This window comes from Microcystis sp. M31BS1, from assembly GCF_020245285.1.
In the GTDB taxonomy this organism is placed as follows: Bacteria; Cyanobacteriota; Cyanobacteriia; order Cyanobacteriales; family Microcystaceae; genus Microcystis; species Microcystis panniformis.
Window position 1 is genome coordinate 1 of record NZ_JADBVE010000239.1, and the last position, 24658, is coordinate 24658.

The 24658-nt window shown below is 46.6% G+C and carries 36 protein-coding genes; 28 read left to right on the top strand and 8 right to left on the bottom strand.

Features of this window, described 5'->3' with window-relative positions:
- Positions 1 to 406: 406 nt before the first annotated feature.
- The 4 genes from rfbB to purS all read right to left on the bottom strand — a co-directional run bounded on the left by rfbB (position 407) and on the right by purS (position 3765).
- On the bottom strand, positions 407 to 1483 hold the full coding sequence (gene rfbB, locus IM509_RS14040) for a dTDP-glucose 4,6-dehydratase (RefSeq protein WP_043995804.1): 1077 nt from the start codon (positions 1481 to 1483) through the stop codon (positions 407 to 409).
- Between the two features lie 46 nt (positions 1484 to 1529).
- Positions 1530 to 2456 (bottom strand): CDF family zinc efflux transporter Cdf31, encoded by a 927-nt coding sequence (gene cdf31, locus IM509_RS14045; RefSeq protein ID WP_052275658.1) that lies wholly within the window; start codon positions 2454 to 2456, stop codon positions 1530 to 1532.
- Positions 2457 to 2735: 279 nt separating this feature from the next.
- The gene (gene purQ, locus IM509_RS14050) at positions 2736 to 3422 is read right to left on the bottom strand and encodes a phosphoribosylformylglycinamidine synthase subunit PurQ (protein WP_052275659.1); all 687 of its coding nucleotides are present in this window, start codon (positions 3420 to 3422) and stop codon (positions 2736 to 2738) included.
- Between the two features lie 85 nt (positions 3423 to 3507).
- Complete coding sequence (gene purS / locus IM509_RS14055; RefSeq protein ID WP_002794616.1) at positions 3508 to 3765, bottom strand: phosphoribosylformylglycinamidine synthase subunit PurS; 258 nt, start codon at positions 3763 to 3765, stop codon at positions 3508 to 3510.
- 31 nt (positions 3766 to 3796) lie between these two features.
- Between purS and IM509_RS14060 the strand changes: the two genes are divergently transcribed.
- Positions 3797 to 4180, top strand: a complete 384-nt coding sequence (locus IM509_RS14060; protein ID WP_002734059.1) for a Fur family transcriptional regulator — start codon at positions 3797 to 3799, stop codon at positions 4178 to 4180.
- Positions 4181 to 4265: 85 nt separating this feature from the next.
- Here IM509_RS14060 and accD read toward each other — a convergent pair whose 3' ends face one another.
- Genes accD through IM509_RS14075 form a run of 3 tightly spaced genes read right to left on the bottom strand, consistent with a single transcriptional unit; the run spans position 4266 to position 6296 of the window.
- Positions 4266 to 5216 (bottom strand): acetyl-CoA carboxylase, carboxyltransferase subunit beta, encoded by a 951-nt coding sequence (gene accD, locus IM509_RS14065; protein ID WP_052275660.1) that lies wholly within the window; start codon positions 5214 to 5216, stop codon positions 4266 to 4268.
- Between the two features lie 19 nt (positions 5217 to 5235).
- A complete protein-coding gene (locus IM509_RS14070) occupies positions 5236 to 5445 on the bottom strand; it encodes a hypothetical protein (RefSeq protein WP_002746583.1) in 210 nt (69 codons plus the stop codon).
- Between the two features lie 41 nt (positions 5446 to 5486).
- Positions 5487 to 6296 carry a prepilin peptidase gene (locus tag IM509_RS14075; RefSeq protein ID WP_002787854.1) on the bottom strand — a complete coding sequence of 270 codons (810 nt, stop codon included), beginning with the start codon at positions 6294 to 6296 and terminating at the stop codon, positions 5487 to 5489.
- A 245-nt stretch (positions 6297 to 6541) separates the two neighbouring features.
- Here IM509_RS14075 and IM509_RS14080 point away from each other — a divergent pair, with 245 nt between their 5' ends.
- Positions 6542 to 6844: a YkvA family protein gene (locus IM509_RS14080; RefSeq protein ID WP_052275661.1), complete on the top strand. Its 303-nt coding sequence runs from the start codon at positions 6542 to 6544 to the stop codon at positions 6842 to 6844.
- Positions 6845 to 6979: 135 nt separating this feature from the next.
- Here the strand turns inward: IM509_RS14080 and IM509_RS14085 are convergent, their stop codons facing one another.
- Positions 6980 to 7639: a phosphoribosyltransferase gene (locus IM509_RS14085; RefSeq protein WP_052275662.1), complete on the bottom strand. Its 660-nt coding sequence runs from the start codon at positions 7637 to 7639 to the stop codon at positions 6980 to 6982.
- Positions 7640 to 7837: 198 nt separating this feature from the next.
- Here IM509_RS14085 and IM509_RS14090 point away from each other — a divergent pair, with 198 nt between their 5' ends.
- The 26 genes from IM509_RS14090 (at position 7838) to IM509_RS14215 (ending at position 24537) form a co-directional block, all read left to right on the top strand.
- Complete coding sequence (locus tag IM509_RS14090) at positions 7838 to 8323, top strand: DUF4079 domain-containing protein (RefSeq protein ID WP_052275663.1); 486 nt, start codon at positions 7838 to 7840, stop codon at positions 8321 to 8323.
- Positions 8324 to 8511: 188 nt separating this feature from the next.
- Positions 8512 to 8850, top strand: coding sequence for a P-II family nitrogen regulator (locus IM509_RS14095; RefSeq protein ID WP_002787863.1), 339 nt, complete (start codon positions 8512 to 8514; stop codon positions 8848 to 8850).
- Positions 8851 to 9668: 818 nt separating this feature from the next.
- Positions 9669 to 10307: a 50S ribosomal protein L3 gene (rplC, locus tag IM509_RS14100; RefSeq protein ID WP_052275664.1), complete on the top strand. Its 639-nt coding sequence runs from the start codon at positions 9669 to 9671 to the stop codon at positions 10305 to 10307.
- A gap of 20 nt (positions 10308 to 10327) precedes the next feature.
- Positions 10328 to 10960: a 50S ribosomal protein L4 gene (gene rplD / locus IM509_RS14105; RefSeq protein WP_002757580.1), complete on the top strand. Its 633-nt coding sequence runs from the start codon at positions 10328 to 10330 to the stop codon at positions 10958 to 10960.
- Positions 10950 to 11255, top strand: a complete 306-nt coding sequence (locus IM509_RS14110) for a 50S ribosomal protein L23 (RefSeq protein WP_052275665.1) — start codon at positions 10950 to 10952, stop codon at positions 11253 to 11255. The genes rplD and IM509_RS14110 overlap by 11 nt, the downstream gene beginning before the upstream one ends.
- Positions 11256 to 11288: 33 nt before the next feature.
- The gene (gene rplB, locus IM509_RS14115) at positions 11289 to 12122 is read left to right on the top strand and encodes a 50S ribosomal protein L2 (RefSeq protein ID WP_002746601.1); all 834 of its coding nucleotides are present in this window, start codon (positions 11289 to 11291) and stop codon (positions 12120 to 12122) included.
- Positions 12123 to 12152: 30 nt separating this feature from the next.
- Positions 12153 to 12434 carry a 30S ribosomal protein S19 gene (rpsS, locus tag IM509_RS14120; RefSeq protein WP_002753908.1) on the top strand — a complete coding sequence of 94 codons (282 nt, stop codon included), beginning with the start codon at positions 12153 to 12155 and terminating at the stop codon, positions 12432 to 12434.
- Positions 12435 to 12576: 142 nt separating this feature from the next.
- Positions 12577 to 12936, top strand: a complete 360-nt coding sequence (rplV, locus tag IM509_RS14125) for a 50S ribosomal protein L22 (protein ID WP_002746605.1) — start codon at positions 12577 to 12579, stop codon at positions 12934 to 12936.
- A gap of 23 nt (positions 12937 to 12959) precedes the next feature.
- A complete protein-coding gene (rpsC, locus tag IM509_RS14130) occupies positions 12960 to 13688 on the top strand; it encodes a 30S ribosomal protein S3 (RefSeq protein WP_052275666.1) in 729 nt (242 codons plus the stop codon).
- Positions 13689 to 13718: 30 nt separating this feature from the next.
- Entirely contained in the window at positions 13719 to 14138 is a 420-nt protein-coding gene (rplP, locus tag IM509_RS14135) for a 50S ribosomal protein L16 (RefSeq protein WP_002734310.1), read from the top strand.
- Positions 14138 to 14356: a 50S ribosomal protein L29 gene (rpmC, locus tag IM509_RS14140; protein ID WP_002746608.1), complete on the top strand. Its 219-nt coding sequence runs from the start codon at positions 14138 to 14140 to the stop codon at positions 14354 to 14356. Before rplP ends, rpmC begins: the two co-directional genes overlap by 1 nt.
- Positions 14357 to 14362: 6 nt before the next feature.
- Positions 14363 to 14605, top strand: coding sequence for a 30S ribosomal protein S17 (gene rpsQ / locus IM509_RS14145; RefSeq protein ID WP_002801923.1), 243 nt, complete (start codon positions 14363 to 14365; stop codon positions 14603 to 14605).
- Between the two features lie 20 nt (positions 14606 to 14625).
- A complete protein-coding gene (gene rplN / locus IM509_RS14150; RefSeq protein WP_002732358.1) occupies positions 14626 to 14994 on the top strand; it encodes a 50S ribosomal protein L14 in 369 nt (122 codons plus the stop codon).
- Between the two features lie 72 nt (positions 14995 to 15066).
- A complete protein-coding gene (rplX, locus tag IM509_RS14155; protein WP_002777681.1) occupies positions 15067 to 15420 on the top strand; it encodes a 50S ribosomal protein L24 in 354 nt (117 codons plus the stop codon).
- Positions 15421 to 15474: 54 nt separating this feature from the next.
- Positions 15475 to 16014 carry a 50S ribosomal protein L5 gene (gene rplE / locus IM509_RS14160; RefSeq protein WP_002734750.1) on the top strand — a complete coding sequence of 180 codons (540 nt, stop codon included), beginning with the start codon at positions 15475 to 15477 and terminating at the stop codon, positions 16012 to 16014.
- 222 nt (positions 16015 to 16236) lie between these two features.
- Positions 16237 to 16638 carry a 30S ribosomal protein S8 gene (rpsH, locus tag IM509_RS14165; RefSeq protein ID WP_052275667.1) on the top strand — a complete coding sequence of 134 codons (402 nt, stop codon included), beginning with the start codon at positions 16237 to 16239 and terminating at the stop codon, positions 16636 to 16638.
- A gap of 104 nt (positions 16639 to 16742) precedes the next feature.
- A complete protein-coding gene (gene rplF, locus IM509_RS14170; RefSeq protein WP_052275668.1) occupies positions 16743 to 17303 on the top strand; it encodes a 50S ribosomal protein L6 in 561 nt (186 codons plus the stop codon).
- 3 nt (positions 17304 to 17306) lie between these two features.
- Positions 17307 to 17669, top strand: coding sequence for a 50S ribosomal protein L18 (rplR, locus tag IM509_RS14175; protein WP_002746610.1), 363 nt, complete (start codon positions 17307 to 17309; stop codon positions 17667 to 17669).
- A gap of 26 nt (positions 17670 to 17695) precedes the next feature.
- Complete coding sequence (gene rpsE, locus IM509_RS14180) at positions 17696 to 18217, top strand: 30S ribosomal protein S5 (RefSeq protein WP_052275669.1); 522 nt, start codon at positions 17696 to 17698, stop codon at positions 18215 to 18217.
- Between the two features lie 10 nt (positions 18218 to 18227).
- A complete protein-coding gene (gene rplO / locus IM509_RS14185; protein WP_052275670.1) occupies positions 18228 to 18671 on the top strand; it encodes a 50S ribosomal protein L15 in 444 nt (147 codons plus the stop codon).
- A gap of 249 nt (positions 18672 to 18920) precedes the next feature.
- Positions 18921 to 20240, top strand: a complete 1320-nt coding sequence (gene secY, locus IM509_RS14190; protein ID WP_052275671.1) for a preprotein translocase subunit SecY — start codon at positions 18921 to 18923, stop codon at positions 20238 to 20240.
- A 70-nt stretch (positions 20241 to 20310) separates the two neighbouring features.
- Entirely contained in the window at positions 20311 to 20877 is a 567-nt protein-coding gene (locus tag IM509_RS14195) for an adenylate kinase (RefSeq protein WP_052275672.1), read from the top strand.
- An 831-nt stretch (positions 20878 to 21708) separates the two neighbouring features.
- Positions 21709 to 22395: an ATP-dependent Clp protease proteolytic subunit gene (locus IM509_RS14200; protein WP_052275673.1), complete on the top strand. Its 687-nt coding sequence runs from the start codon at positions 21709 to 21711 to the stop codon at positions 22393 to 22395.
- 35 nt (positions 22396 to 22430) lie between these two features.
- Complete coding sequence (locus IM509_RS14205; RefSeq protein ID WP_002734165.1) at positions 22431 to 23030, top strand: ATP-dependent Clp protease proteolytic subunit; 600 nt, start codon at positions 22431 to 22433, stop codon at positions 23028 to 23030.
- A gap of 167 nt (positions 23031 to 23197) precedes the next feature.
- On the top strand, positions 23198 to 23839 hold the full coding sequence (locus IM509_RS14210; RefSeq protein WP_185238101.1) for a discoidin domain-containing protein: 642 nt from the start codon (positions 23198 to 23200) through the stop codon (positions 23837 to 23839).
- Positions 23840 to 24222: 383 nt separating this feature from the next.
- On the top strand, positions 24223 to 24537 hold the full coding sequence (locus IM509_RS14215; protein ID WP_249264868.1) for a DUF1622 domain-containing protein: 315 nt from the start codon (positions 24223 to 24225) through the stop codon (positions 24535 to 24537).
- Positions 24538 to 24658 lie beyond the last annotated feature (121 nt).

The following is a 24658-nucleotide window of genomic DNA, read 5'->3' on the forward strand; positions in this document are numbered from 1 at the left end:
ATCCTTATCTGGCAAGAGACTTAATTGATTAGTTCGCTCTAGAAAAAAACAATTAACAAAAATCGCTAAATGCCTTTCTATATAAGGGTTCCATCCCTTATAACTCCCGTCCATTGCATAACACAAACCGAAGAGCCATAACGCCGATATCTTAATGGTGAGGTACAAAGTTGAAGTGTGTTAGTTTTGGCTAACACACCCGAAATTAAGATTAAATTAAACCTCTTGCATAATTAATTTTTGAGGGTTCAAAAACGTCAAAAATAAGGATTAAATCGCATAAAATCTGTAAATAGACCATTTAACTGATTAATGCTCATTCTTAATTCTACTGACTACTGGCTACTGACTCCTAACCCTAACAACAATTTGTGATTTTTACAAGAGGTCTAGTTTTTACCCCTCTCTAACCGTAAACTTTCCCATAATACTCTTGATATTCTTTGGATAACAAAGGTTGCCACCAATCCCGATGATCGAGATACCATTGAATGGTTTTTCTTAATCCCCCCTCTACCGTTTCTTGAGGTTGCCAACCTAATTCAGTGCGAATTTTACTGGCATCAATAGCATACCGGCGATCATGTCCGGGGCGATCCTTAACAAAGGTAATTAAATTCTGAGCAGGTTTCACGGGTAAATCGGGAGCTAATTCATCCATTAACTCACATAACATCCTGACTAAATCGATATTTTTTACCTCATTATTTCCGCCAATATTATAGGTTTCTCCCGCTTTGCCTTTGTGAATAACTGTATCTAAAGCTTGACAATGATCCCGCACATATAACCAATCTCGAACATTTTGACCATCACCATAAACGGGTAAAGGTTTACCCAAAAGAATATTAATACACATCAAAGGAATTAACTTTTCAGGAAAATGATAAGAACCATAATTATTAGAACAATTAGTAATAATTGTCGGCATTCCGTAGGTGTGAAAATAAGCTCTCGCTAGATGATCACTCCCCGCTTTTGAGGCAGAATAGGGACTATTAGGCGCATAGGGAGTAGTTTCGGTAAAAGCCGGATCATCTACTCCTAAACTGCCATAAACCTCATCGGTGGAAACGTGCAGAAAACGATAGTTATCGGGTTGATGATTACTTAACCAATGTTGCCGAAAACTTTCTAATAGAGTAAAAGTTCCCACCACATTAGTTTGCACAAAAGCTCCAGGACCAAGAATCGATCGATCCACATGGGATTCGGCGGCAAAATGAGCAACCGTATCGATATTTTCACCAGCAAATAATTCATCAACTAAAGCTCGATCGCAGATATCCCCTTGCAGAAAACGGAAATTCTTTCTATCTTTCAGTGTCCCTAAATTATTCAAATTGCCCGCATAGGTAAGAGCATCGAGAACAATGACACGATCCTCAGGATAATTCTCGCACCAATGATGAACAAAATTCGAGCCGATAAATCCTGCTCCACCAGTAACTACTATGCTTCTAGCTTGATTCTCCGTCGTCATGGCCACCTCTAGCAAAAGTTCGCTACTTATTTTAGGCTTTTTTGCTTCACACTTCTTCATCAAAAGTGATCCGATCAGAGTGATAATCCGGCGGTTCAACGTGAATTAAAATTCTCACAGGGCTAAATTGTTGGCTTAATCTTGCTTCCACCGCTTCCGTGATTGCGTGAGCAGTTTCCACATCTTGAGCGGAGACAACTAGGTGCATTTCTATAAATACCTGTCTTCCCACCACTCCCCGAGACGCGATCGCATGACAATTAAGCACCCCCGGCACCTCCAAGACAATTTGATGAATCACTTCAGGAGCGATCGCCATTTCATCCACTAACAAAGGTAAATTCTCCTTGAGGACTTTCCAACCACTGCTAAACACCAAAAAAGCGACAGGAAAGGACAAAATCACATCTAACCATTGTAATTGGGGAATATTAGCCGTATTGCCCACCCAAACCCCAACTAACCCCAATAAAACCGTAATTGTCACCCACACATCACTCATGGTATGCCTAGCATCGGCAATCAAAATCGGACTACCGACACGCTGCCCCACGGATCTTTCATAATAGGTGACAAAAATATTCACCCCTAAAACGATAATTAATAGCCATAATTCCGGACCGGCAATCTCGACAGGTTTTCCTCCTTTGATAATACGCATGATCGCCCCTTGCAAGATTTCAAAACAGGCAATCCCCAAAAATGCGGCGATCGCTAAAGCTCCGATCGCTTCGTATTTCAGATGTCCGTAGGGATGATCTCGATCTGGATAGGGAGAGGAAAACCGCATCGCTACTAATCCCAAGACATTATTGGCACTATCGGTGACACTATGGAGAGCATCCGCTTGCAGACTTAAAGCACCAATCCTCAAACCCACCCCCGCTTTGATCGCCATAACCAAAATGTTCAGCAGTAGGGTGATCCAGAGAACTTTTTGGACGGTAGCCCGATTATCTTTTAAAACAGCCACAGGATTATCAGTTATCAGTTATCAGTGGGTAAGTTATCAGTTATCAGTTATCAGTGGGTAAGTTATCAGTTATCAGGGAAATTTCAACTAAAACCCCAAAACCCCAAAAACCCAACTACTTGAGGGTTGAAAAAGGGCAAAAATAAGGATTAAATTGCCTAAAGTCGGTAAATAGACCATTTAATTGATTATTATTCATTTTTAATTCTCCTGACTACTGACGACCGGCTACTGACTCCTGACCCTAACAACAATTTTTGATTTTTACAAGAGGTCTAGTCAACAACAATTGATCAACTCCTGAAATAACAGACTCCCATCGGTCAAATTGAGCATCAGATCGGCGGCGCGTTCGGGATGAGGCATCATTCCTAGCACATTTCCTGCTTTATTGGTAATTCCTGCAATATTATTTAACGAACCGTTGGGATTTCCCGACTCATTTACCTCTCCTGTGGGAGTACAGTAACGAAAGAGAATTTGTCCGTTATCCTCCAGAGATTTTAACGTATCTTCTGCGGCATAATAACGCCCTTCCCCGTGAGCAATCGGCAAATTAACCACCTGTTGTGGTTGATAGCCTCGCGTCCAGACAGATTGATTATTTTCCACTTTTACCGGCACTCGATCACAAATAAAATGTAAATCGCGATTACGAATTAACGCACCGGGTAGCAGCCCAATTTCCGTTAATACCTGAAAACCATTACAGATGCCTAAAACTAATTTACCTTTTTCGGCTTCTTCTCGGACAGTTTTCATCGCTGGCGAAAATCGAGCGATCGCACCACAGCGCAAATAATCGCCGTAACTAAATCCCCCCGGCACCACAATCACATCCACATCCCCTAGATCCGTCTCTTGATGCCAAATATAGCGGGTGGGTTGCTGAAAAATACCCTCTGTCACCGTTGCCACATCTCGATCGCAATTCGATCCGGGGAAAACAATAATCCCAAACTTCATAATTTTTAACTTGGTTAAGTTTTTTAGCAGAAGGTGACAGATAAATTTTAATTATTTGCCCTACCTCCCGTCTTCTGACTTCTATCTACTGACAATGCAAATCAAAGCGATAATTTTCAATTACAGGATTAGCCAATAGTTGATCGCACATTTGATCCAATTGTTCGCGGGCGCTGGTTTCGTCCGCTGCTGTCACGGTAAGCTCAATATACTTACCAATTCGCACCCCGGCCACAGTATCATAACCTAATTGCTTTAATCCCGACTCTACCGCTGTACCCGCCGGATCGAGAACCGAAGGGCGCAGAGTAACATAAATACAGCACTGATAATTTTTTGGCATAGAATTAACTTTGATCGCTGACCTTTTTGATATGAAATCCCAACGCACCCGATCGCAAGAGCGCATTATCCACTTACTCAAAACCTTAAATCGGGCAGTATCCGCTCAGGAACTGTTTGTGGAACTCCGTCAGCGTGACCAAAACATGGGGTTAGCCACTGTTTACCGCGCCCTAGAATCCCTAAAATTACAGGGTGCAGTGCAGGTGAGAACCCTAGCCACAGGAGAATCCCTCTACAGTTCCGTTCAGCAGGATCAACACCATCTTACCTGTATTCATTGCGGTCGGTCTATCGTCTTTAATGAGTGTCCCGTTCATGAATTGGAAGAAAAACTCGAAAAATCCCACCAATTCAAGGTTTATTACCATACTCTCGAATTTTTTGGACTTTGCGATCGCTGTCAACCCAGTTAAGTAAGCTGTACTACATTTAAACTGCCTATCGGGTGAATTTAGTACAAATGCTCAGACTTTCAACTCCAGTGCCGTCTTACAGGGATTAAACTGTTGTTTGTCCCTGGGCTGTTTTCAGGGGGATTAACTCTGGTTGACTGTAGTGATGATGACTGTTGAGGGGGGATAACAAGGGGAAAAAGGGCTGATGTAAACTAATTAATTGAGCGAGGGTTTTCTTGAGATGGGTACGGGGAACGATCGCATCGACAAACCCGTGTTTTAATAAGTATTCCGATGTTTGGAACCCTTCCGGCAATTTCTCGCGCAAAGTCTGTTCAATTACCCGTTTACCGGCAAAACCGATAGTAGCCTTCGGTTCAGCGATAATAATATCTCCCAACATGGCAAAACTGGCCGTGACTCCTCCCGTGGTGGGATTAGTCAAGACGGGAATATACAGTAATTTTGCCTCCCGATGCCGGTTAAGAGCGCCAGAAATCTTGGCCATCTGCATTAAACTTAACATTCCCTCCTGCATTCTCGCCCCGCCGGAAGCGCAGATGATCACCAGGGGTAAACTTTCATCGGTAGCTCGTTCCGTCAAACGACAGAGTTTTTCTCCCACCACCGATCCCATGCTACCACCCATAAAACGGAAGTCCATCACCCCTAAAGCTAAGGGTAAACCATCGATCGTCCCCATTCCCGTCCGGACAGCATCCGTCAGACCGGTTTTTTCTTGGCTTTCTCGGATGCGATCGCTATAGCTTTTCCGATCGCGAAATTTGAGCGGATCCGTCGGTCGAATCTGTTCATCGAGGCAATTCCAAGTATTAGCATCCACTAACTGGCGAATTCTTTCTTCACTTTCCACCCGATTATGATGACCGCAATCGAGACACACCAGTTGATTAGCTAATAAATCCTTCGTATAGGCCAAAACGCCGCAATTTGGGCATTTTGTCCATAAACCATCGGCTATTTCTCGTTCCTGTTGTTGTTGAACCTTGGGTTCTGTTTTTTGGCGATTTGCAAACCAATCAAATAGAGACATAGTTTAAAATAAAGATAATTTATCGACTTTCTTCTAGAGGACTTAATAACAAAAGCGCTGTCCAGCGATCTTGGGGACGGACTTGTAGGGCGGCCTGATGCCCCTGGCCGCAATAAATACCAGGGCCAATAGCGATAACGCGACTGGGGATGTCGTGAGCTTTGAGCATTTCCTGTAGCCAATCGGCTTCCCAACTACTGGGGGTTGTTCTAATGGTGATCCAAGACACGGAAGACTATTGTATCAAGATTTAATTACAGGATAACTTTTTTACAAGAAAGGGAAAAAAATGGTTTGATAGGCTGAGATGATCTTATCACTCCAAAATACACTCATCAGAGCGCCGAGGGCAAGAAATGGACCGAAGGGTATAGCTTGTTTTTTCCCCATTTTACCGAGAAAAATGCCCGTCATCCCGATGGCCGCCCCGATAGCGCAGGCCAAAAAAGCGGTGACTAATAATGCTTGCCATCCTAACCAAGCACCGATCATGGCCGCTAATTTCGCGTCCCCTCCCCCCATGGCCTGTTGTCTGAGGGCAAAACTTCCCCCCCACCGGATCAGATCGAATAACCAGACTCCTAAAACCGCACTAGCGATCGCTGAAAAGAGATAGATAACAGTTTGATTATTTTGCCAACCCAAGAGAGTCTGAAAAACTATCCCTAAAACTAATCCCGATTGGGTGAGGGAGTTAGGAAGCGTCATCGTGTCAAAATCAATCAAAGCTAAAGCTAATAACCAACTGAGGAGAATCCAATAGCCGAGGGTCTGCCAAGAAAAGCTAAAATCTCCTAAAACCAGACAAAATAATAAACCGGTAAAAGTTTCGATCGCTGGATAACGGACAGAAATCGGGGTTCTACACCAGCGACAGCGACCCCCTAGCCATAACCAGCCTAAAACGGGTATATTCTCGCTTTTCCCCAACCTATGGTGACATTTCGGACAGTGGGAAGGAGGATAAACTAGAGATATCCCCTGAGGTAATCTATAGATGACCACGTTTAAAAAACTGCCCACCGAGGCACCAAAAGCGAAGACAAAGGCAAAAGTAACTAGATGAAAGAGGGTTTCCATCCTTAAACTGGCAGATAATTGATTAGTTTGTCATCGCCTATTATAGGGGAAAAGATGCCACTATCTCCCCTCTTAAGCATCCAGTAATAATACTTCAGGCTCATCCCTAAAGGTGAATTTTCTTCGGGGCATTTTTAGTGGATAATTAGCGGGGATAACCCTACATAATGGGGGGCAAAACCCCACTATCACCCCCAAGTGGAACCTGACACAATTAAATTATCCCAGTCAGCGAGGACAAATTAATGAAACCGATTGTTGAATCTTTTTACAACTGGTACAGCGGCAAAATCAGTCACCCTAAATATCGTTGGATTATCATTCTGGGAACTATGGTTTATCTTTTTAGTCCCCTCGATATTTCTCCTGACGTTTTCCCGATTATTGGTTGGATCGATGATGGGATCGTCCTCACCCTTTTAACCACGGAATTATCGCGATTAGTTCTTGATTATCGCACTCGCCGTCCAGGAGGAGTCAAGAATCAAACCGAAGTTTCTTCCCCAACCAATACCGTTGATACCGATGCCGTAGAAGTCAAAAGTTAGAACTCTGAAGTCTCAATTTTGACTTCTGAATTCAGGAGATTGCTGTTATTTACTCTCCCCCCGCAACGCACACGAAGTGGTCTCCCCACTTCCCACTCCCCACTTCCTAATTCATAATTCATAATTCATAATTCCCTAAACTGGAATCAAAGAACTATCGACGCTGGCTAAAAGTGTTTGCACCTCCTCATCGCTGGTTTGGGAAAAATCTTCGTACCAAAGAGAAATTGATCTCAATTCGTAGGGTTTATGTAGGCAAATTACTCGATCGACTAATTTTTCTAATTGATCACAGACTTCCGGTGGGGCAACAGGAACAGCAATAATAATAGCAGCGGGATTCCCAGCTTTAAGGGTCAGAATCGCCGCTTTAATCGTTGCTCCCGTAGCGATCCCATCATCTACTAGAATAATCGTTTTTCCCGCCAAGACTGGAAAGGGGCGTTCACCTCGATACAAGCGATCGCGTCGCTCTAATTCGAGCATTTCTTCCTTTGCTACCCGTTCCATCATCGCCTCCGATAGGTGCAAGTCGTCAACGATACTTTCATTGATTACCCGCACCCCATTTTGACCGATCGCCCCAAAAGCTAACTCTTTGCGCTCCGGTACACCTAATTTTCGCACCAAACACAGATCTAAAGGCAAGTGTAACCTTTGGGCAATTTCAAAGGCGATCGGAACCCCACCCCGGGGCAAAGCCAAAACTAGCACCCCAGCACTATTGGTATATTCTGTCAAGTAACTAGCTAATAGTCTCCCAGCCGACCGCCGATCTTTGAGCAGATAAGTCATAACTCCCTCCTAGGGGCTAATCCCCGTGGAGATCCCTAGTCTCCCCTGACTCTATTCTATATTTCTCCGCTCATCTCTAGCTGAAATGTTAAGAAATTTAGCGAAGGCTTGACATTTTTTCGGCTAACCGCAGTTTTTCCAGTCCGGAGATCGGCTAAAATCTTAGGCAAAAGGGTTTTGTAAAGTTAGGTAACAAACATGAATCAAAGTTTAAGTGATGCGCTAGAGCCGATCGCCGCTGCCTTTCGCAGTCTCGGAACTCCCGAACCGATCGTTCATTGGGGACATCCAGTCATGATGGGGATTGTGGTTTTAGTTATGGGTAGTTATACTGCCTATGCCGGTTGGCAAAGCCGTTTAAGCCAAGATGGGGAAGTAGTAGCCAAAAATCGGGCTGATCACCGCAAACTCGCCCCTTGGCTGTTTTTATTTATCGCTCTCGGTTACACCGGTGGTGTTTTATCCCTAGTCATGCAGAAACATCCCATCCTCGAAAGCAGCCATTTCTGGACAGGATCGATCGCGATCGGTTTATTAGCTTTCAATGGATTATTATCCCTCACTGGCTTTGCTGGCGGGAAAAAAGAACTTTTACGGACTATTCACGCCTATATCGGCAGCATTGCCCTGATTTTACTGCTAGTTCACGGTGTTTTCGGTCTTCAGTTGGGATTATCTCTCTAGTTGGTTTATTTATGGCTTCGGGTGGGCTATTTCCCACCTGGAAGTTTTTCACGGTGGAAGACTGTGGCCAAGGAAAATAATTGAAGAAATCATGACTTTAAGCGCTATTGTCGGGATTCTGCGTTTAGAATTAACAGTTAATTTACCAAGAAAGTAAAGTATCGTCACGCAACGAGGAGATAGATATTTTGAAGAAAGTAGAAGCGATTATCCGACCCTTTAAACTGGAAGAGGTGAAAATCGCCCTAGTTAATGCGGGCATTGTCGGGATGACCGTCTCCGAAGTTAGAGGTTTCGGTCGTCAGAAAGGTCAATCGGAACGTTATCGCGGTTCCGAGTACACCGTCGAATTTCTCCAAAAACTCAAGATCGAGATCGTCGTCGAAGATAAGCAAGTCGATATGGTCGTCGATAAGCTGATTTCGGCAGCCCGTACCGGTGAAATCGGAGACGGTAAAATCTTCATCTCCCCCGTGGAACAGATCGTCCGCATCCGTACCGGCGAAAAAGATCTCGAAGCGATTTAACCTCCAAACAAGGGATGATAGTACAATGCTGTCATCCCCCCCATTGAAGGCAATTCCCATCAAGCAGTGTAACCTAATTTGATATCGACCACCAACGACCGATTCCCCCAAACAAAAACTTTGTACCTCACCATTAAGATAAATACTATAATTGCAATCTGCTGAATATCAGTTTAAGCCTTGCTAGAAAAGAGTTTTGCGAATTTTTGGGCTAAAAAAGTACCAGAAACTTGAAGGGGTGACAAGCAGATTGAAAGTGAAACAGGGTGTGGGGGGTAGGGAAAAACCTTGAGACTTTCCCCGAAATGAAGACGAGAGAATTAAGTTAATCAATTTGAAGGGTGACAGCGAGAAGATTTTCCCAGAACCCCACAGCCTAGACCCTGCACCCAGCCTAGACTTTAACCTCATTGTCACCCCTTCCTTCAGCCAGACTAGATATGATCATTTCCGGTGACTAAAAAAACCTCTTGCCTAAAAAGTCATAAATATTATATAATGTTTGATCGTGGCCAAAATCGGTGTTAGGTGGTGCTAAAGGCACTGCCGAGCAGAACCGCCTTGGTCGCTCGGTCTTCGCCGGGATACTGAAGATAAACCCTTTAAGTCCCCAAGAAACAAAGACCAGCAACAATCTAGGCAGAACCAGCAACCCTGTCTAGTCCTACTTACGAATCTAACGGGATGCCAGCTTAAATAACTCGAAAAAAGTCATTCAAGTTGGGCAGGCTGATAAAGCGGGAAAGATTTTTCCCGCTCCTATAGCCACGGCCACGTTATTTTTGATTGTCGTCTAGTAAAGATAAAGAGAACAATCCGTGTCTATCGGTATCCTCGGTACAAAACTGGGCATGACCCAAATCTTCGACAACAAAACGGGAGTCGCCATTCCCGTCACCGTCGTTCAAGCCGGTCCGTGTCCCGTCACCCAAGTCAAAACTAAAAAAACCGACGGTTATGAATCCATCCAAGTGGGGTACAAAACCGTCAAAGAAAAAGCCCTCAACAAACCGCTGCTCGGTCATTTAGCCAAAGCCGGTGTCTCCCCCCTGCGGCATTTAATCGAATACCGCATCGAGGACGCATCCGCTTACACTTTAGGACAAGAAATTACCGCCGCTATCTTCCAAGAAGGCGATTTAGTCGATGTGGCTGGAACCACCATCGGACGGGGTTTCTCCGGCTATCAAAAACGCCATAACTTCAAACGCGGTAACATGACCCACGGTTCCAAAAACCACCGTCTCCCCGGTTCCACTGGTGCCGGTACTACCCCCGGCCGCGTTTTCCCGGGTAAGAGAATGGCCGGACAATACGGATCAACCCAAGTGACCATCCGCAAACTGTCCGTGGTCAAAATCGATAGCGAACGCAACCTGATCCTGATCAAAGGAGCCGTCCCGGGTAAACCAGGAACCCTGTTAAACATCACCCCCGCCAAGAAATTTGGTAAATAGGGCAAGGAAAGATTAAAGCCATGGTTAACTACACAGTCAAAAATTGGCAAGGGGAAGAAGCGGGAACAGGCACCCTGGAACTGAAAACCGCTAAACCCGAAACCGCCAAACATCTAATTCACCGCGTCGTCGTCAGCCATCTAGCGGCGGCCCGCCAAGGTAATGCCTCCACCAAAACCCGCTCGGAAGTGCGCGGCGGTGGTCGCAAACCCTGGCGGCAAAAAGGCACCGGTCGCGCCCGGGCTGGTTCGATCCGTTCTCCCCTCTGGCGTGGTGGCGGTGTCATCTTCGGACCAAAACCGAGAGATTTTGAGGTTAAGGTCAATCGCAAAGAGAAAAGATTAGCCCTGAGAACCGCTTTGATCAGCCAGTCCGATAACTTTATCGTTGTTGAAAGCTTCGCCGAACAGTTCTCCCAACCCAAAACTAAAGAACTCACCGCTGCCTTAAGTCGCTGGGGAGCCAGTCCAGAGGAAAAAATTCTGCTGATTTTGACGGAAATTCCCGAAAATGTCTATTTATCGGGACGTAATATCTGCAATCTCAAAATTATTCGCGCCGATAGTCTCAACGTCTATGATGTCATCCTAGCCGATCGAGTTATCGCCACCGCCGCAGCCCTAGCTAAAATTGAGGAGGTCTATGGTGCTTAAAACTGAAGCCAGACAACTCGCCGATCTGATCCTAAAGCCGATCGTGACCGAGAAAGCCACCCTACTCCTAGAACAAAATAAATACGTCTTCGATGTCGCCTTGAAAGCGACTAAGCCGGAAATTCAAGCGGCGATCGAATTGCTGTTTGACGTGAAAGTAACGAAAGTGAACACCAGCCGCCCCTCTCGTCAGAAAAAACGCGTCGGCCGTTTCCTCGGTTACAAACCCCAATACAAACGCGCGATCGTGACCCTAGCGCAAGGCGACTCGATCGCCCTCTATCCCGACGTATAACCACCAAGAAACCCGATAACGGAAAACTAAACTATGGGTATTCGTTCTTTTAGACCCTTAACCCCCGGGACAAGGCAGGCGGCCATCTCCGACTTTAAAGAGATCACCAAAACCGAACCGGAAAAGTCCCTAACTCATCGCAAACACAGCAAACAAGGGCGTAATAATCGCGGTGTCGTTACCAGTCGTCACCGGGGCGGCGGCCATAAACGCCTCTACCGGATTATCGATTTTCGTCGCGATAAACGGGATATTCCCGCCACAGTAGCGGCGATCGAGTACGATCCTAACCGTAACGCCCGCATTGCCCTGCTTTTCTACAAAGACGGGGAAAAACGCTACATCATCGCCCCCGCCGGTTTAGGTGTTGGTGATACCGTCATCGCCGGAGAAAACGCTCCCTTCGAGGTCGGTAATGCCCTACCCTTAAGTCGCATCCCCCTAGGGACAGAAGTTCATAACATCGAACTCGTCCCCGGTCGCGGGGGTCAAATGGTGCGGGCTGCTGGTGGTTTCGCCCAAGTGGTAGCCAAAGAAGGCGATTACGTTACCATCCGCCTCCCCTCCAAAGAAGTACGCATGATCCGGCGTGAATGCTACGCCACCATCGGAAAAGTCGGTAACGCCGAAGCGAGAAACATCAGTCTCGGTAAAGCCGGTCGTACCCGTCACCGCGGTCAACGCCCCCATGTTCGGGGTAGCGTCATGAACCCAGTGGATCACCCGCACGGAGGTGGAGAGGGTCGCGCTCCGATCGGACGTTCCGGCCCGATGACTCCCTGGGGTAAACCCGCCCTCGGTCGCAAAACTCGCAACAAGAAAAAACGCAGTAGCGATCTGATCGTGCGCCGTCGTAACCAGGGTTAGAAATTATTACTTTACTTTTGACTGAAAATTATGGGTCGTTCACTGAAAAAGGGGCCATTTGTCGCCGGCCACCTGATGGAAAAAATCGAAAAACTCAACGCCCAGGGCAGTAAACAAGTGATTAAAACTTGGTCCCGGGCCTCGACAATCATTCCCGATATGGTCGGTCACACGATCGCCGTTCACAACGGCAAACAGCACGTTCCCGTCTATGTTTCCGAGCAGATGGTCGGTCATAAACTCGGTGAATTCGCTCCCACCCGCACCTTCCGCGGCCACGCCAAGAGCGACAAAAAAGCAGGACGGAAATAGATCAGCCGATACTCCCTCAGTCGTCAGCTAGATAGTGGCCTCTGAGCAAGGCCGAAGAGTCGTGACCATAAATCACCGAGACTGATAACTGATGACTGATGACTGATGACTGATAACTGATAACTGATAACTGATAACTGAAATGACCATCGATACCTCTAACGAAGTCAAAGCGATCGCCCGCTATATTCGGATGTCACCCCTGAAAGTCAGACGGGTACTCGATCAGATCCGCGGTCGCTCCTATCGGGAAGCCCTAATTATTCTCGAATTTATGCCCTACCGGGCCTGTGATCCGATTCTCAAAGTCCTGCGTTCCGCCGTTGCCAACGCCGAAAATAACGAAGGACTCGATCCCGCCACTTTAGTAGTTAGCCAAGCCTTTGCCGATGGCGGACCGACCCTAAAACGGTTTCGACCCCGGGCCCAAGGCCGCGCCTACCAAATTCGCAAACCCACCTGTCATATCACCGTCGCCGTCGCTCCTAGCAACAAAGACTAATCACCTTAACTAAAAAAACCACAATGGGACAAAAAATCCATCCCCTCGGTTTTCGTCTCGGCGTTATCAAAGATCACAAATCCTGCTGGTATGCCGACGCGAAACGTTACCCCGAATTAGTGCAAGAAGATCGCCGCATTCGTGAATACGTCGAAAAAAACCTCGCTAATGCCGGTATCGCCGATATTCGCATCGAACGCAAGGCCGATCAAGTAGATATCTCCATCCACACCGCTCGCCCCGGGGTCGTCGTCGGTCGTGGTGGCACGGGAATCGAACAGCTGCGCCTAGGTTTACAAAAAACCCTCGGTAGCCAGCGTCAAATTCGCATTAACGTCATCGAAGTGGCTCGCGTTGATGCCGATGCCAACCTGATCGCCGAATACATCGCCCAGCAACTAGAAAGACGGGTTTCCTTCCGTCGTGTGGTTCGGCAAGCCATCCAACGGGCGCAAAGGGCCGAAGTCAAAGGGATCAAAATTCAAGTTAGCGGTCGTCTGAACGGGGCAGAAATCGCTCGGACTGAATGGGTGCGGGAAGGACGAGTTCCCCTGCATACCCTGCGGGCCGATATCGATTACTCCTATAAAACCGCCAGCACCATCTACGGGATTCTAGGGGTGAAAGTTTGGATCTTTAAGGGCGAAATTATCCCCGGTCAAGAAGAAATTGCCGCCGCCGTTCCCGCTCAAGCACCGCGCCGTCAACAGCGTCGCCGTCAACAGTTTGAAGATCGCTCTAGTGAGGGCTGATCCCTAATATTTATCAGTGGTAAATAGCTCATGTTAAGTCCCAAAAGAACAAAATTCCGCAAACAACAGCGCGGACGGATGCGCGGGCTGGCCACCGGCGGAAATACGATTAATTTCGGCGATTTCGCCCTGCAAGCCACCGAACCCTGTTGGATTACTTCCCGTCAAATCGAAGCCGCCAGACGGGCAATGACTCGTTATATTCGTCGGGGTGGCAAAATCTGGATTCGCGTTTTTCCCGATAAACCCGTCACCCAACGAGCCGCAGAAACTCGGATGGGTTCCGGGAAAGGTTCCCCCGAATTCTGGGTGGCCGTGGTTAAACCGGGGTTCATTATGTTTGAAATTGCCGGGGTAGCCGAACCGGTAGCCCGGGAAGCAATGCGCCTAGCCGCCCAAAAATTACCGATTAAGACCAAATTTATCACTCGCGAGGAGGATTTTGTCTAATGGCTCTGCCGAAAATCGCCGAAGTGAGGAAGATGAGCGATGACGACATCGCTGATGCTATCCTCGATGCCAAAAAGAAACTGTTTGAATTGCGTTTGCAACAGGCCACCCGCCGCTTGGAAAAAACCCACGAATTCAAACACACCCGCCACCGTCTTGGCCAATTATTGACCGTAGAACGGGAGCGCCAACTAGCCCAGTCCACCCCGGAGGCATAACCCGTTATGGCAGTTAAAGAAAGAGTTGGGGTAGTGGTCAGCGACAAAATGGATAAAACCGTAGTGGTAGCCATTGAAAACCGCTCTCCTCACCCTAAATACGGCAAAATCGTCGTGAAAACCCAGAAATTTAAGGCTCACGACGAAGAAAATCAAGCCAAACAAGGCGATCGAGTTCGTATTCGTGAAACCCGCCCCCTCAGTAAAACCAAACGTTGGCAAGTGGCGGAAATATTAACCGATAATTAAATTTCACCTAGGTAAAAACCGTGATTCAACAACAAACCTACTTAAATGTCGCTGACAATAGCGGGGCGCGGAAACTAATGTGTCTGCGGGTGCTGGGAACAGGTAACTGTACCTACGGTGGCATCGGTGACAAAATTATCGCCGTGGTTAAGGACGCTATCCCCAATATGCCCGTGAAAAAATCCGATGTGGTCACTGCGGTGATTGTGCGGACCCGTCAAACCGTCCGTCGCGATAGCGGCATGAGCATTCGTTTTGATGATAACGCCGCCGTGATTATTAATAATGACGGTAATCCCAAAGGTACTAGGGTTTTTGGTCCTGTCGCTCGGGAATTGCGCGATAAAAACTACACCAAAATTGTTTCCTTAGCCCCAGAAGTTCTCTGATCAAAGTGAAAAGTACCAAGGCAATTGGCTGATGGCTAGTCTAAAACTTTTCACACTTTGAGGTCAAAAAAAATGAGTAAGAAAAACATTCAAACCCCACCCCAAAGGCAAAAAATGCACGTTAAAAAAGGGGATGTCGTTCAAGTAATCGCTGGTTCCGATAAGGGCAAAGTGGGCGAAATTTTACGCGCTTTGCCCCAAGAAAGTACCGTGGTGGTCAAGGGAGTTAATATCCGCACCAAACATACTAAACCCCAACAGGAAGGAGAATCGGGTCAAATCCTTACCTACGAAGCACCGATTCACAGTTCCAAAGTGATGCTTTATTCCGAGAAGAAAAAAATCGCCAGTCGGGTGGGTTATACCTTTACCGAAGACGGTCGGAAAGTGCGGATACTGAAGAAAACTGGCGAAATTATTGATTAGTTTCCCATCAATTCTAGTTCCTGACCAAGCCCAGGAAAAGTAAGCAGAAAAACTATGAGCCAAAAACTAAAAACCACCTATCAAGAAACCATTGTTCCGAAACTGAAAGAACAATTTGGTTATACCAATATCCACCAAGTACCTAAAGTTATCAAAATTACTGTTAACCGCGGTCTTGGGGAAGCTTCACAAAACGCCAAAGCTTTGGAGTCTTCCAAGGAGGAACTGTCCACCATCACCGGACAACAACCGGTAGTGACTAGAGCTAAAAAAGCGATCGCTGGTTTCAAAATTCGCGAAGGAATGCCCGTGGGAGTGATGGTGACACTGCGCGGCGATCGAATGTACGCTTTTTTAGACCGTCTAATTAATCTGGCCTTACCACGTATTCGCGACTTTCGCGGTATCAGTGGTAACAGTTTTGATGGTCGTGGTAACTACAGTTTAGGCATTCGTGAACAGTTGATCTTCCCTGAAATTGAATACGACAAAATCGATCAAATTCGTGGGATGGACATCTCAATCATCACCACCGCTAAAAACGACGAAGAAGGACGCGCCCTCCTCAAAGAGATGGGAATGCCCTTTAGATAAATCAATCAAGAGAAAAGTCAACAGTGACCAGTAAATAAGTGATCAGTGAACAGTAAACAGTGAACAGTACACAGTACACAGTGATTCAGTCAAAAGACAGCAGGAAACTGCTATTTAATACTACTCACTTAATACTCAAATCTGATAACTGATAACTGACCACTGATAACTGATAACTGACCACTGATGTTGATCCCAATTTAGGAGAAAAACAGGTAATTCATGTCTGCTAACGATACCATCTCGGATATGCTGACCCGCATCCGTAACGCTTGCGCGGTTCGGCAGACCACTACTCAAATTCCCACCACGCGGATGACGCGCAGTATTGCTCAAGTTCTCAAGAACGAAGGCTTTATTGCTGACTTTGAGGAAGTGGGTGAGGGGATTAAATCTCAATTAGTTCTTTCCCTCAAATATAAAGGCAAAAACCGTCAACCGATCATTACTACCCTCACCAGAGTCAGTAAACCGGGACTGCGAGTTTATTCCAACAGTAAAGACTTACCGCGCGTCCTCGGTGGCATTGGCATCGCCATTGTTTCCACCTCTAGAGGCATTATGACCGATCGCGAAGCCCGTAAACAAAACGTTGGCGGCGAAGTCCTTTGCTACATCTGGTAAACAAGGATAAGCTATCAGCCGTCAGCCTTCCCCAGTTTAAACCCGATAGCTGACCCACTGATAACTCTTCCCTGATAACTGATAACTGATAACTGATAACTGTTATGTCTCGTATTGGCAAACGCCCGATTCCTATTCCCAATAAAGTCACCGTCGATATCGATGGTGCTACCGTGACGGTGAAAGGACCCAAAGGAACTCTCCAGAGAACCCTACCCACCGCCGTCACCATCAATAAAGATGGCGAAACCCTGCTCGTTACCCGTCAAGACGATTCGCGTACCGCCAGAGAACGCCACGGACTCTGTAGAACTCTAGTAGCCAACATGGTGGAAGGAGTCGCTACCGGCTTTCAAAAACGCCTCGATATCCAAGGGGTAGGCTACCGCGCCCAGGCGCAGGGTAGTAAATTAGTTCTCAACGTCGGTTACAGTAAACCCGTGGAAATGGAGATGCCCGATGGTGTTTCCGTCGCCGTAGAAAATAATACCCAAGTTATCGTCAGTGGCATCGACAAAGAAGCGGTCGGTAACATTGCCGCTAAAATCCGCGAAGTTCGTCCCCCCGAACCTTATAAAGGAAAAGGGATTCGCTATCTTGGTGAAGTCGTCCGTCGCAAAGTTGGTAAAGCTGGCGGTAAAGGCGGTAAAGGAGGTAAAAAATAAACCATGAAACTTAGTCGCAAAGAATCAGTCCGTCGTCGTCACCAGCGTGTGCGTCGCAAAATTAATGGCACTGCTGAACGGCCGCGTTTATCCGTATTTCGTTCTAATAACCACATCTACGCCCAAATTATCGACGACGTAGCCCAACATACCCTCGCGGCCGCTTCTACCCTAGAGGCCACCTTGCGCGGGGAATTAGAGTCCACCGCTACCCAAGAAGCCTCGGCTGCCGTGGGTAAACTGGTGGCCCAACGGGCCCTAGAAAGAGGCATTGAACAAGTGGTTTTTGATCGCGGTGGCAATCTCTATCACGGTCGCGTCAAAGCCTTAGCAGAAGCCGCTCGGTCAGCCGGCTTAAACTTCTAAAATATCCTTTCAACACTGATAAAACTATGGCAAAACGTCGCAAAGGCAACCGCGAAAAAGAAAAAGAAACCACTTGGCAAGAGCGGGTCATCCAGATCCGCCGGGTTAGTAAAGTGGTTAAGGGTGGTAAAAAACTCAGTTTCCGGGCCATCGTCGTGGTCGGTAATGAAAACGGCCAGGTGGGAGTGGGAGTTGGCAAAGCAGGGGATGTTATCGGGGCCGTCCGTAAAGGCGTGGCCGATGGCAAAAAACAACTAATTGAAGTCTCCTTAACTAAGGCTAGTTCTATCACTCACCTCACCCGGGGTGCTTCCGGTGGCGCTCAGGTGCTTATGCGTCCAGCTGCTCCGGGGACTGGGGTTATTGCTGGGGGTGCTGTCCGTACCGTTTTAGAATTAGCTGGGGTGAAAAATATCCTCGCTAAACAACTCGGTAGCGATAACCCCCTCAATAACGCTAGAGCCGCCGTCAACGCCCTGGAAACTCTCCGCACTTTCTCCGAAGTTGCTAAGGATCGAGGCGTATCTATAGAACATTTGTACACATAGAGAAATCACCATGAAACTCCACGAAATCGCCCCCCAACCGGGGTCAACTAAACGCCGTCGTCGTGTGGGACGGGGTGTCTCGGCCGGCCAGGGCGCTAGTTGCGGTCTGGGAATGCGCGGACAAAAATCTCGCTCTGGGACAGGGACTCGCCCCGGTTTTGAGGGGGGACAAATGCCCCTCTATCGTCGGGTGCCGAAATTAAAGCATTTTCCTTTGGTTAACCCCCGTCAATACACGATCGTTAATCTGAAAAAATTAGCTTCTTTACCCGCTAATACGGAAGTTACCTTGGAAAGTCTCCTAAAAGCTAACATTCTCACCAGCAACGACGGCCCTTTAAAAGTTCTGGGTGATGGTGAAATTACCGTTCCCCTCAAGGTGAAGGCCGCCGCTTTTAGCAATAGTGCTAAAGAGAAAATTACCGCCGCTCAAGGTACTTGGGAAAAGATATAAATTTCCCCAGGAGATTACAAGAAGCAGGCGGGGAACGGGCAGCAGCGAGTTTTTTGCTGTGTGCAGTAAACAGTAATCAGTGAACTGAAAACTCACATCTGATGACTGATAACTGATAACTGATCACTGATAACTGAAGACTGGATTGCTATATCATAAGAAAGACAGGGGAAATCTTAAAAAAATCGAGAAAGTTTTCCCCCTCGATTACTTTTTCCCATAAAAAAACTGCACTAGAGGTAACTGTTAATGGTCGTCAGTCGTGATAAGGCTCCCACGGCACAGGAAACGTTTATGCAAATGGCACAGGCGGCCGGTTTACGCGGTCGCTTGTTGATTACATTGGGTTTACTGATTCTGCTCCGTTTTGGGATGTTTGTACCGATACCCGGTTTGGATCGGGCAAGATTAGCAGAAATTATTCAAGGTAACGCCGCTTTGGGAATCCTTGACCTGTTTACCGGGGGAGGATTATCGACGTTAGGGATTTTTGCCCTCGGCATTCTTCCCTATATCAACGCCTCAATTATCGTGCAACTGCTCACCGCTGCCCTTCCTTCTTTGGAAGATTTACAGAAAAATGAAGGGGAGGCAGGACGGCGAAAAATTGCCCAAATTACCCGTTATATTGCCTTTGGTTGGGCAATTATTCAAAGTATCGGTATTACTCTCGGTTTATTGGTGGCTAACGGCGTTGTGGCCGGAACTTTACCCTCGATCGCCGCTACGGTTCTCGCTTTAGTGGCCGGTTCTATGTTCGTGATGTGGATTTCGGAACTGATTACGGAACGCGGTCTGGGAAATGGAGCATCTTTGCTGATTTTTGTCAACATTGTCGCTGTTTTACCGAAAACCCTCGGTGATACGATTACTTTTGCTCAACAGGGTGGCCGACAAGCGATCGCTCAAGTGGTGATTCTCTTGCTGGTTTTCTTGGTGATGATTATCGGCATTGTTTTTGTTCAGGAGGGAACCCGTCGGATTCCGATTGTTTCTGCCCGTCGTCAGGTGGGTCGTCGTCTCTATCGGGAAAGAACCAGTTATCTACCCCTACGACTCAATCAAGGGGGCGTGATGCCGATTATTTTCGCCTCCGCAGTGTTGGTCTTACCTTTTCAATTGGTGCAAGCTTTACCCACGGATAACCCCGTCGGTCAGGTTTTAGTCCAGTTGGTTAATGCCCTGCGTCCCGATAGTTGGGGTTATGTGGCTTTTTATAGCTTACTAATTCTCGGTTTTAGTTTCTTCTACGCTTCCCTGATCGTTAACCCCAAAGATATGTCCCAAAACCTGAAAAAAATGGGAACCAGTATTCCGGGGATTCGTCCGGGGACCGCTACTACTAATTATCTGGAAGGGGTGCTGAATCGTCTCACCCTTTTGGGCGCTCTCTTTTTAAGTTTGGTGGCTACGATTCCGACTTTGGTAGAAAGCGCCACCGGTGTCACCACTTTTCGCGGTTTGGGGGCAACTTCCCTGTTAATTCTGGTGGGGGTGGCGATCGATACGGCGAAACAAATTCAAACCTATGTCATGTCTCAACGCTATGAGGACATGATTAAAAAGTAGTTAGATAGTTAACCAGTGACCTTTTAGCGGTTACTGGTTGTTTTTTACCTTAAAACCCTATATTTAATCCATGAGCAAACGGATCGGTGTGATATTTTTGGGACCGCCCGGATCGGGAAAAGGAACCCAAGCGGCAAAATTAGCGGAATCTCTGACGATTCCCCATATTTCTACCGGTGAAATTTTACGTCAAGCAATTACAGAGAAGACAGAACTTGGTCAGCAAGCACAAGCTTATGTGGAAAAGGGCGAATTAGTCCCCGATGAGTTGTTGTTAGGTTTAATTCAGGAACGTTTAAAACAGCCTGACAGTGCTAAGGGTTGGATTCTTGATGGTTTTCCCCGCACGGTGGCACAGGCGAGCTTTTTAGACGCATTACTGGAAGAATTGGCCGATAGTTACACATTTGTGGTCAATTTGGCTGTACCAGATACGGTCTTAATTGAGCGTCTGATGCAACGGGGTCGTCAAGATGATACTCAAGAAACGATCGCCCGTCGCCTACAGGTTTATATCGACCAAACTGCCCCCGTTTTAGATTATTACGGTCAAAAAGGGACTCTTAACCATATCGACGGTAATCAACCGCTGGACGCGGTTACGGCGGCTTTAACAGCAGTTGTCACTCCTGGGTAAAGTTTCCCTCATTCAGTCATCAGTGATCAGTAATCAGTGATCAGTAATCAGTGATCAGTAATCAGTGATCAGTTATCAGTTATCAGTAATCAGTTATCAGTCATCAGTCAGTAAGTAGTCATGCAAAATTAATTACCTGCCCGATCGAGCTAAAACCCTTACGGGGCAATGATCGTCATGTGTAAATAATTTTGCCTAGGTACTTAAAAATTAGACCTCTTGCAAAAGTCTTAAGTCGATCCTTGTACAGCAACATTTTTGAAGATTATCAACTACTAATAAATAATTAACTGAAAGTCCCTCCCATTATTGTTTCTATCGTTTGTTTTCGGATTTATGCAAGAGGTCTATCACCACTTTTTATAAGTTTTTTATATCAAACAAGCTTTAATAGTTGAGAATATTTAAATTTACATTTCGCAATATTTATCTTTTCTTAAGAATTTAATGAGAATTATTCTCATTTGTTTACGAGGTTGCAATACTTCCAGCGATTATGGTATAATTTCGCAGTATGAAATGATAGGCTTATCCGTGCTTTTTTGGGTTTTTAGCTGTCTGTTGATTCTGAAAACCCTTGCTAAATCTACACTCACCTATTTGGGAACAGCAATAAATGGGGGTTAAAGAGCCTTTTAAAACCCAACCCGTTGATCAATTAATTGTGTAGTTTTGTTGCAAAGAGAAAGTTTTTTTGACAAAAAGAACAAAGTGTGCTGCCACTGGATTGAACTTAGTGTCAACATTCATCCCGTCGCGCTCAAGGGAGGGACTTCTGCTGACACTAAGTTAAAATCAAAAGCAGGATACTGTGTATGACGGAAAAACTCGATGAACTCAGTGATTAAAGCGGTACAAACTGCCTATTATGGGGATGCAGCCTATCGGACACCACCACCAGACTTGGAATCTCTCCTGCTCAAAGAGAGAATTGTCTATCTGGGGTTGCCCTTATTTTCCTCCGATGATGTCAAGCGCAATGTCGGGGTGGACGTGACGGAATTAATTATCGCGCAACTGCTTTACCTGCAATTTGACGATCCCGAAAAACCGATTTTCTTCTATATCAACTCTACCGGCACATCCTGGTACACGGGGGACGCGATCGGCTACGAAACCGAAGCTTTCGCCATCTGTGACACCCTCAACTACATTAAACCTCCCGTTCATACTATCTGTATCGGTCAGGCCATGGGAACGGCAGCGATGATTCTTTCCGCGGGAACCAGGGGTTTTCGCGCCTCCTTACCCCACGCTACCATCGTTCTCAACCAAAACCGCACTGGGGCGCAAGGACAAGCCACCGATATCCAGATTCGTGCCAAGGAGGTAATCGCCAACAAACAGACGATGTTAGAGATTTTCTCGAAAAATACGGGTCAAACCACCGAAAAACTGGCGAAAGATATGGATCGCACCTTCTATCTCACCCCACAACAGGCGAAAGACTACGGATTAATCGATCGCGTTCTCGAAAGTCGCAAGGAACTGCCGAAACCCCTCGCCCAAGTTAGTTAAGATTTATTACAAATTAGCAGGAGTTGTTACCAATTATGCCTATCGGTGTGCCAAAAGTTCCCTACCGTCTGCCGGGTAGCCAATACGAACAGTGGATTAGCATTTACAGCCGTCTTTCGGTGGAACGCATTCTTTTTTTAGGACAGGAAGTCACCGACGGGTTAGCCAATGCCCTTGTGGCCCAAATGCTTTATCTCGACTCAGAAGACCCCACCAAACCCATCTATCTCTATATCAACTCGCCAGGGGGTTCCGTTACCGCCGGTATGGCCATCTACGACACCATGCAGTACATCAAAGCGGAAGTGGTGACTATCTGTGTGGGATTAGCGGCCTCTATGGGGGCATTTTTACTGGCTTCTGGTAGTCCGGGTAAGCGTCTCGCTCTTCCCCACGCGCGGATTATGATTCACCAACCCATGGGCGGAACCGGGCGCCGGCAAGCGACGGATATCGACATTGAAGCTAAGGAAATCCTGCGTATTCGCCAGCAATTAAACGAAATTATGGCTAATCGCACCGGACAAACCATCGAACGTATCGAAAAAGACACGGACCGCGATTATTTCCTCTCCGCCGAGGAAGCTGTCGCCTACGGTTTAATTGATAAGGTGGTGGAGGGAAGACCGGCTTAAGTCAGCCATAGGTTAGAACAGGTTTCTCGCCTGTTCTAACCTTTTTTTCTGATAATCAACCTGACTTCTTTACCATAAAAAACGGGAAAAAACTGTATCAAAATTAGCAGAAATGGGCAAAAAAAAAAATAAACTCGTTTCCGTTAATTATTGAAGGAAATTTGCCGATGAAACTCGCCATCGCACCGATTGTTTTATCCACTGCCAGTTTAGGGTTAATATTTGGGGTGGCACAAAACGCCCAAGCCGCTCTGATTACTGGAGTTACTGCTTCCACCGATATGGGTGTTATTAATCCTGCTGATGTTAATATAGCCGATACTGTCAATGGAAGAGGGTTGCCAGGTAATACACCAAGTCTGACGGGGAATCATGCTACGGCAATTGGAGGTAATGCTTGGCTGTCAGCGCCGAACATTGTCACTGGTAATGTCACTTTCAATCTCAATGGCAGCTATAGCCTCGCTGGTTTTAGCTTCTGGAACTTCAATCGGGACATCTTCACTGGGGGAATTAAGGGCGTAACTGTTCAATCCTCCACCGATGGTACGACTTTCACTACTGTAGCGGGCGCTCCTACTCAGTTTGCTATCGCAGCTAACGCTCCTATAGCTCCAGAAGTGATCAGCTTTTCTCCGGTTACTGCGTCCTTTGTCCGATTTGTTGTTGCTAGTAACTGGGGATTCTCTTCTAGCGGCTTCTCTGAGGTTCAATTTGATGGAACTCCCACTCCCGTCCCTGAACCTTCTTCCTTGCTTGCTCTGTTAGCCTTTGGTTTAGCGGGTGTTGGTTTCAGAAAAAGAATGTAATCTTGAGATGGTAGGTTGGTTTATAGGATTCGTGGCAAGAGACCAACCTACTTACTTAGGGCTTGCTGAATAAATGTGAAATGTAGGTAAGGTGAGGGTTTTGTGGCTTTTCTCGCCAAACAGGTGCAAGATTTTGAGAGAATCGTGCTTCCAAACCTTGCGTTTTCATCGGCCCGCGTCCTGTAGGGGCGAAGCATTCGGGCAATAACCTATCGGTGAAACTAGAGATTTTCTATCCGAATGCTTCGCCCGTACTTTTTCAGCAAACCCTACTTAAAGCAATCAAAATCGTTGTCAACTGTTGCCTTGGGCGCTAAGATTGGGTTAATGGCTTTTCTGGGGATTTTCTGGCGGGTTTCTGTGCTTGGACAATCAGGGAAGAAATGGAATTTTTAGCAACTTTAGAAACAGGCTTGATCTCTGCTGTGGCAATCATCAAGTTTTGCCTAGAAAGTCTTTCAATCGCTTGTGTGGTAATCGGACTCATTAAAACTCTACAATTAGCTTGGCAGTCTAATCGTCACCGTCGCAGTCGTCCTTCTTTTTCCTTCAATCAATTTCGCATTCGTTTTGGTACTTGGCTATCTTTAGCCCTAGAGTTTCAGTTAGGTGGAGACATCGTGGCTACCACTGTCACACCTACTCTAGAAGCCTTGGCAAAACTCGCCCTCATCGCTATTATCGAAAATTTGGGTTAAAACCCCGTCGTTTTACGACGGCTTTTCCTGATTTTTGATGTAGCACTTAAGAACTTCCAGTGGCGCACCTCTCAGTTATCAGTTATCAGTTATCAGTTATCAGTGGGTAAGTTATCAGTTA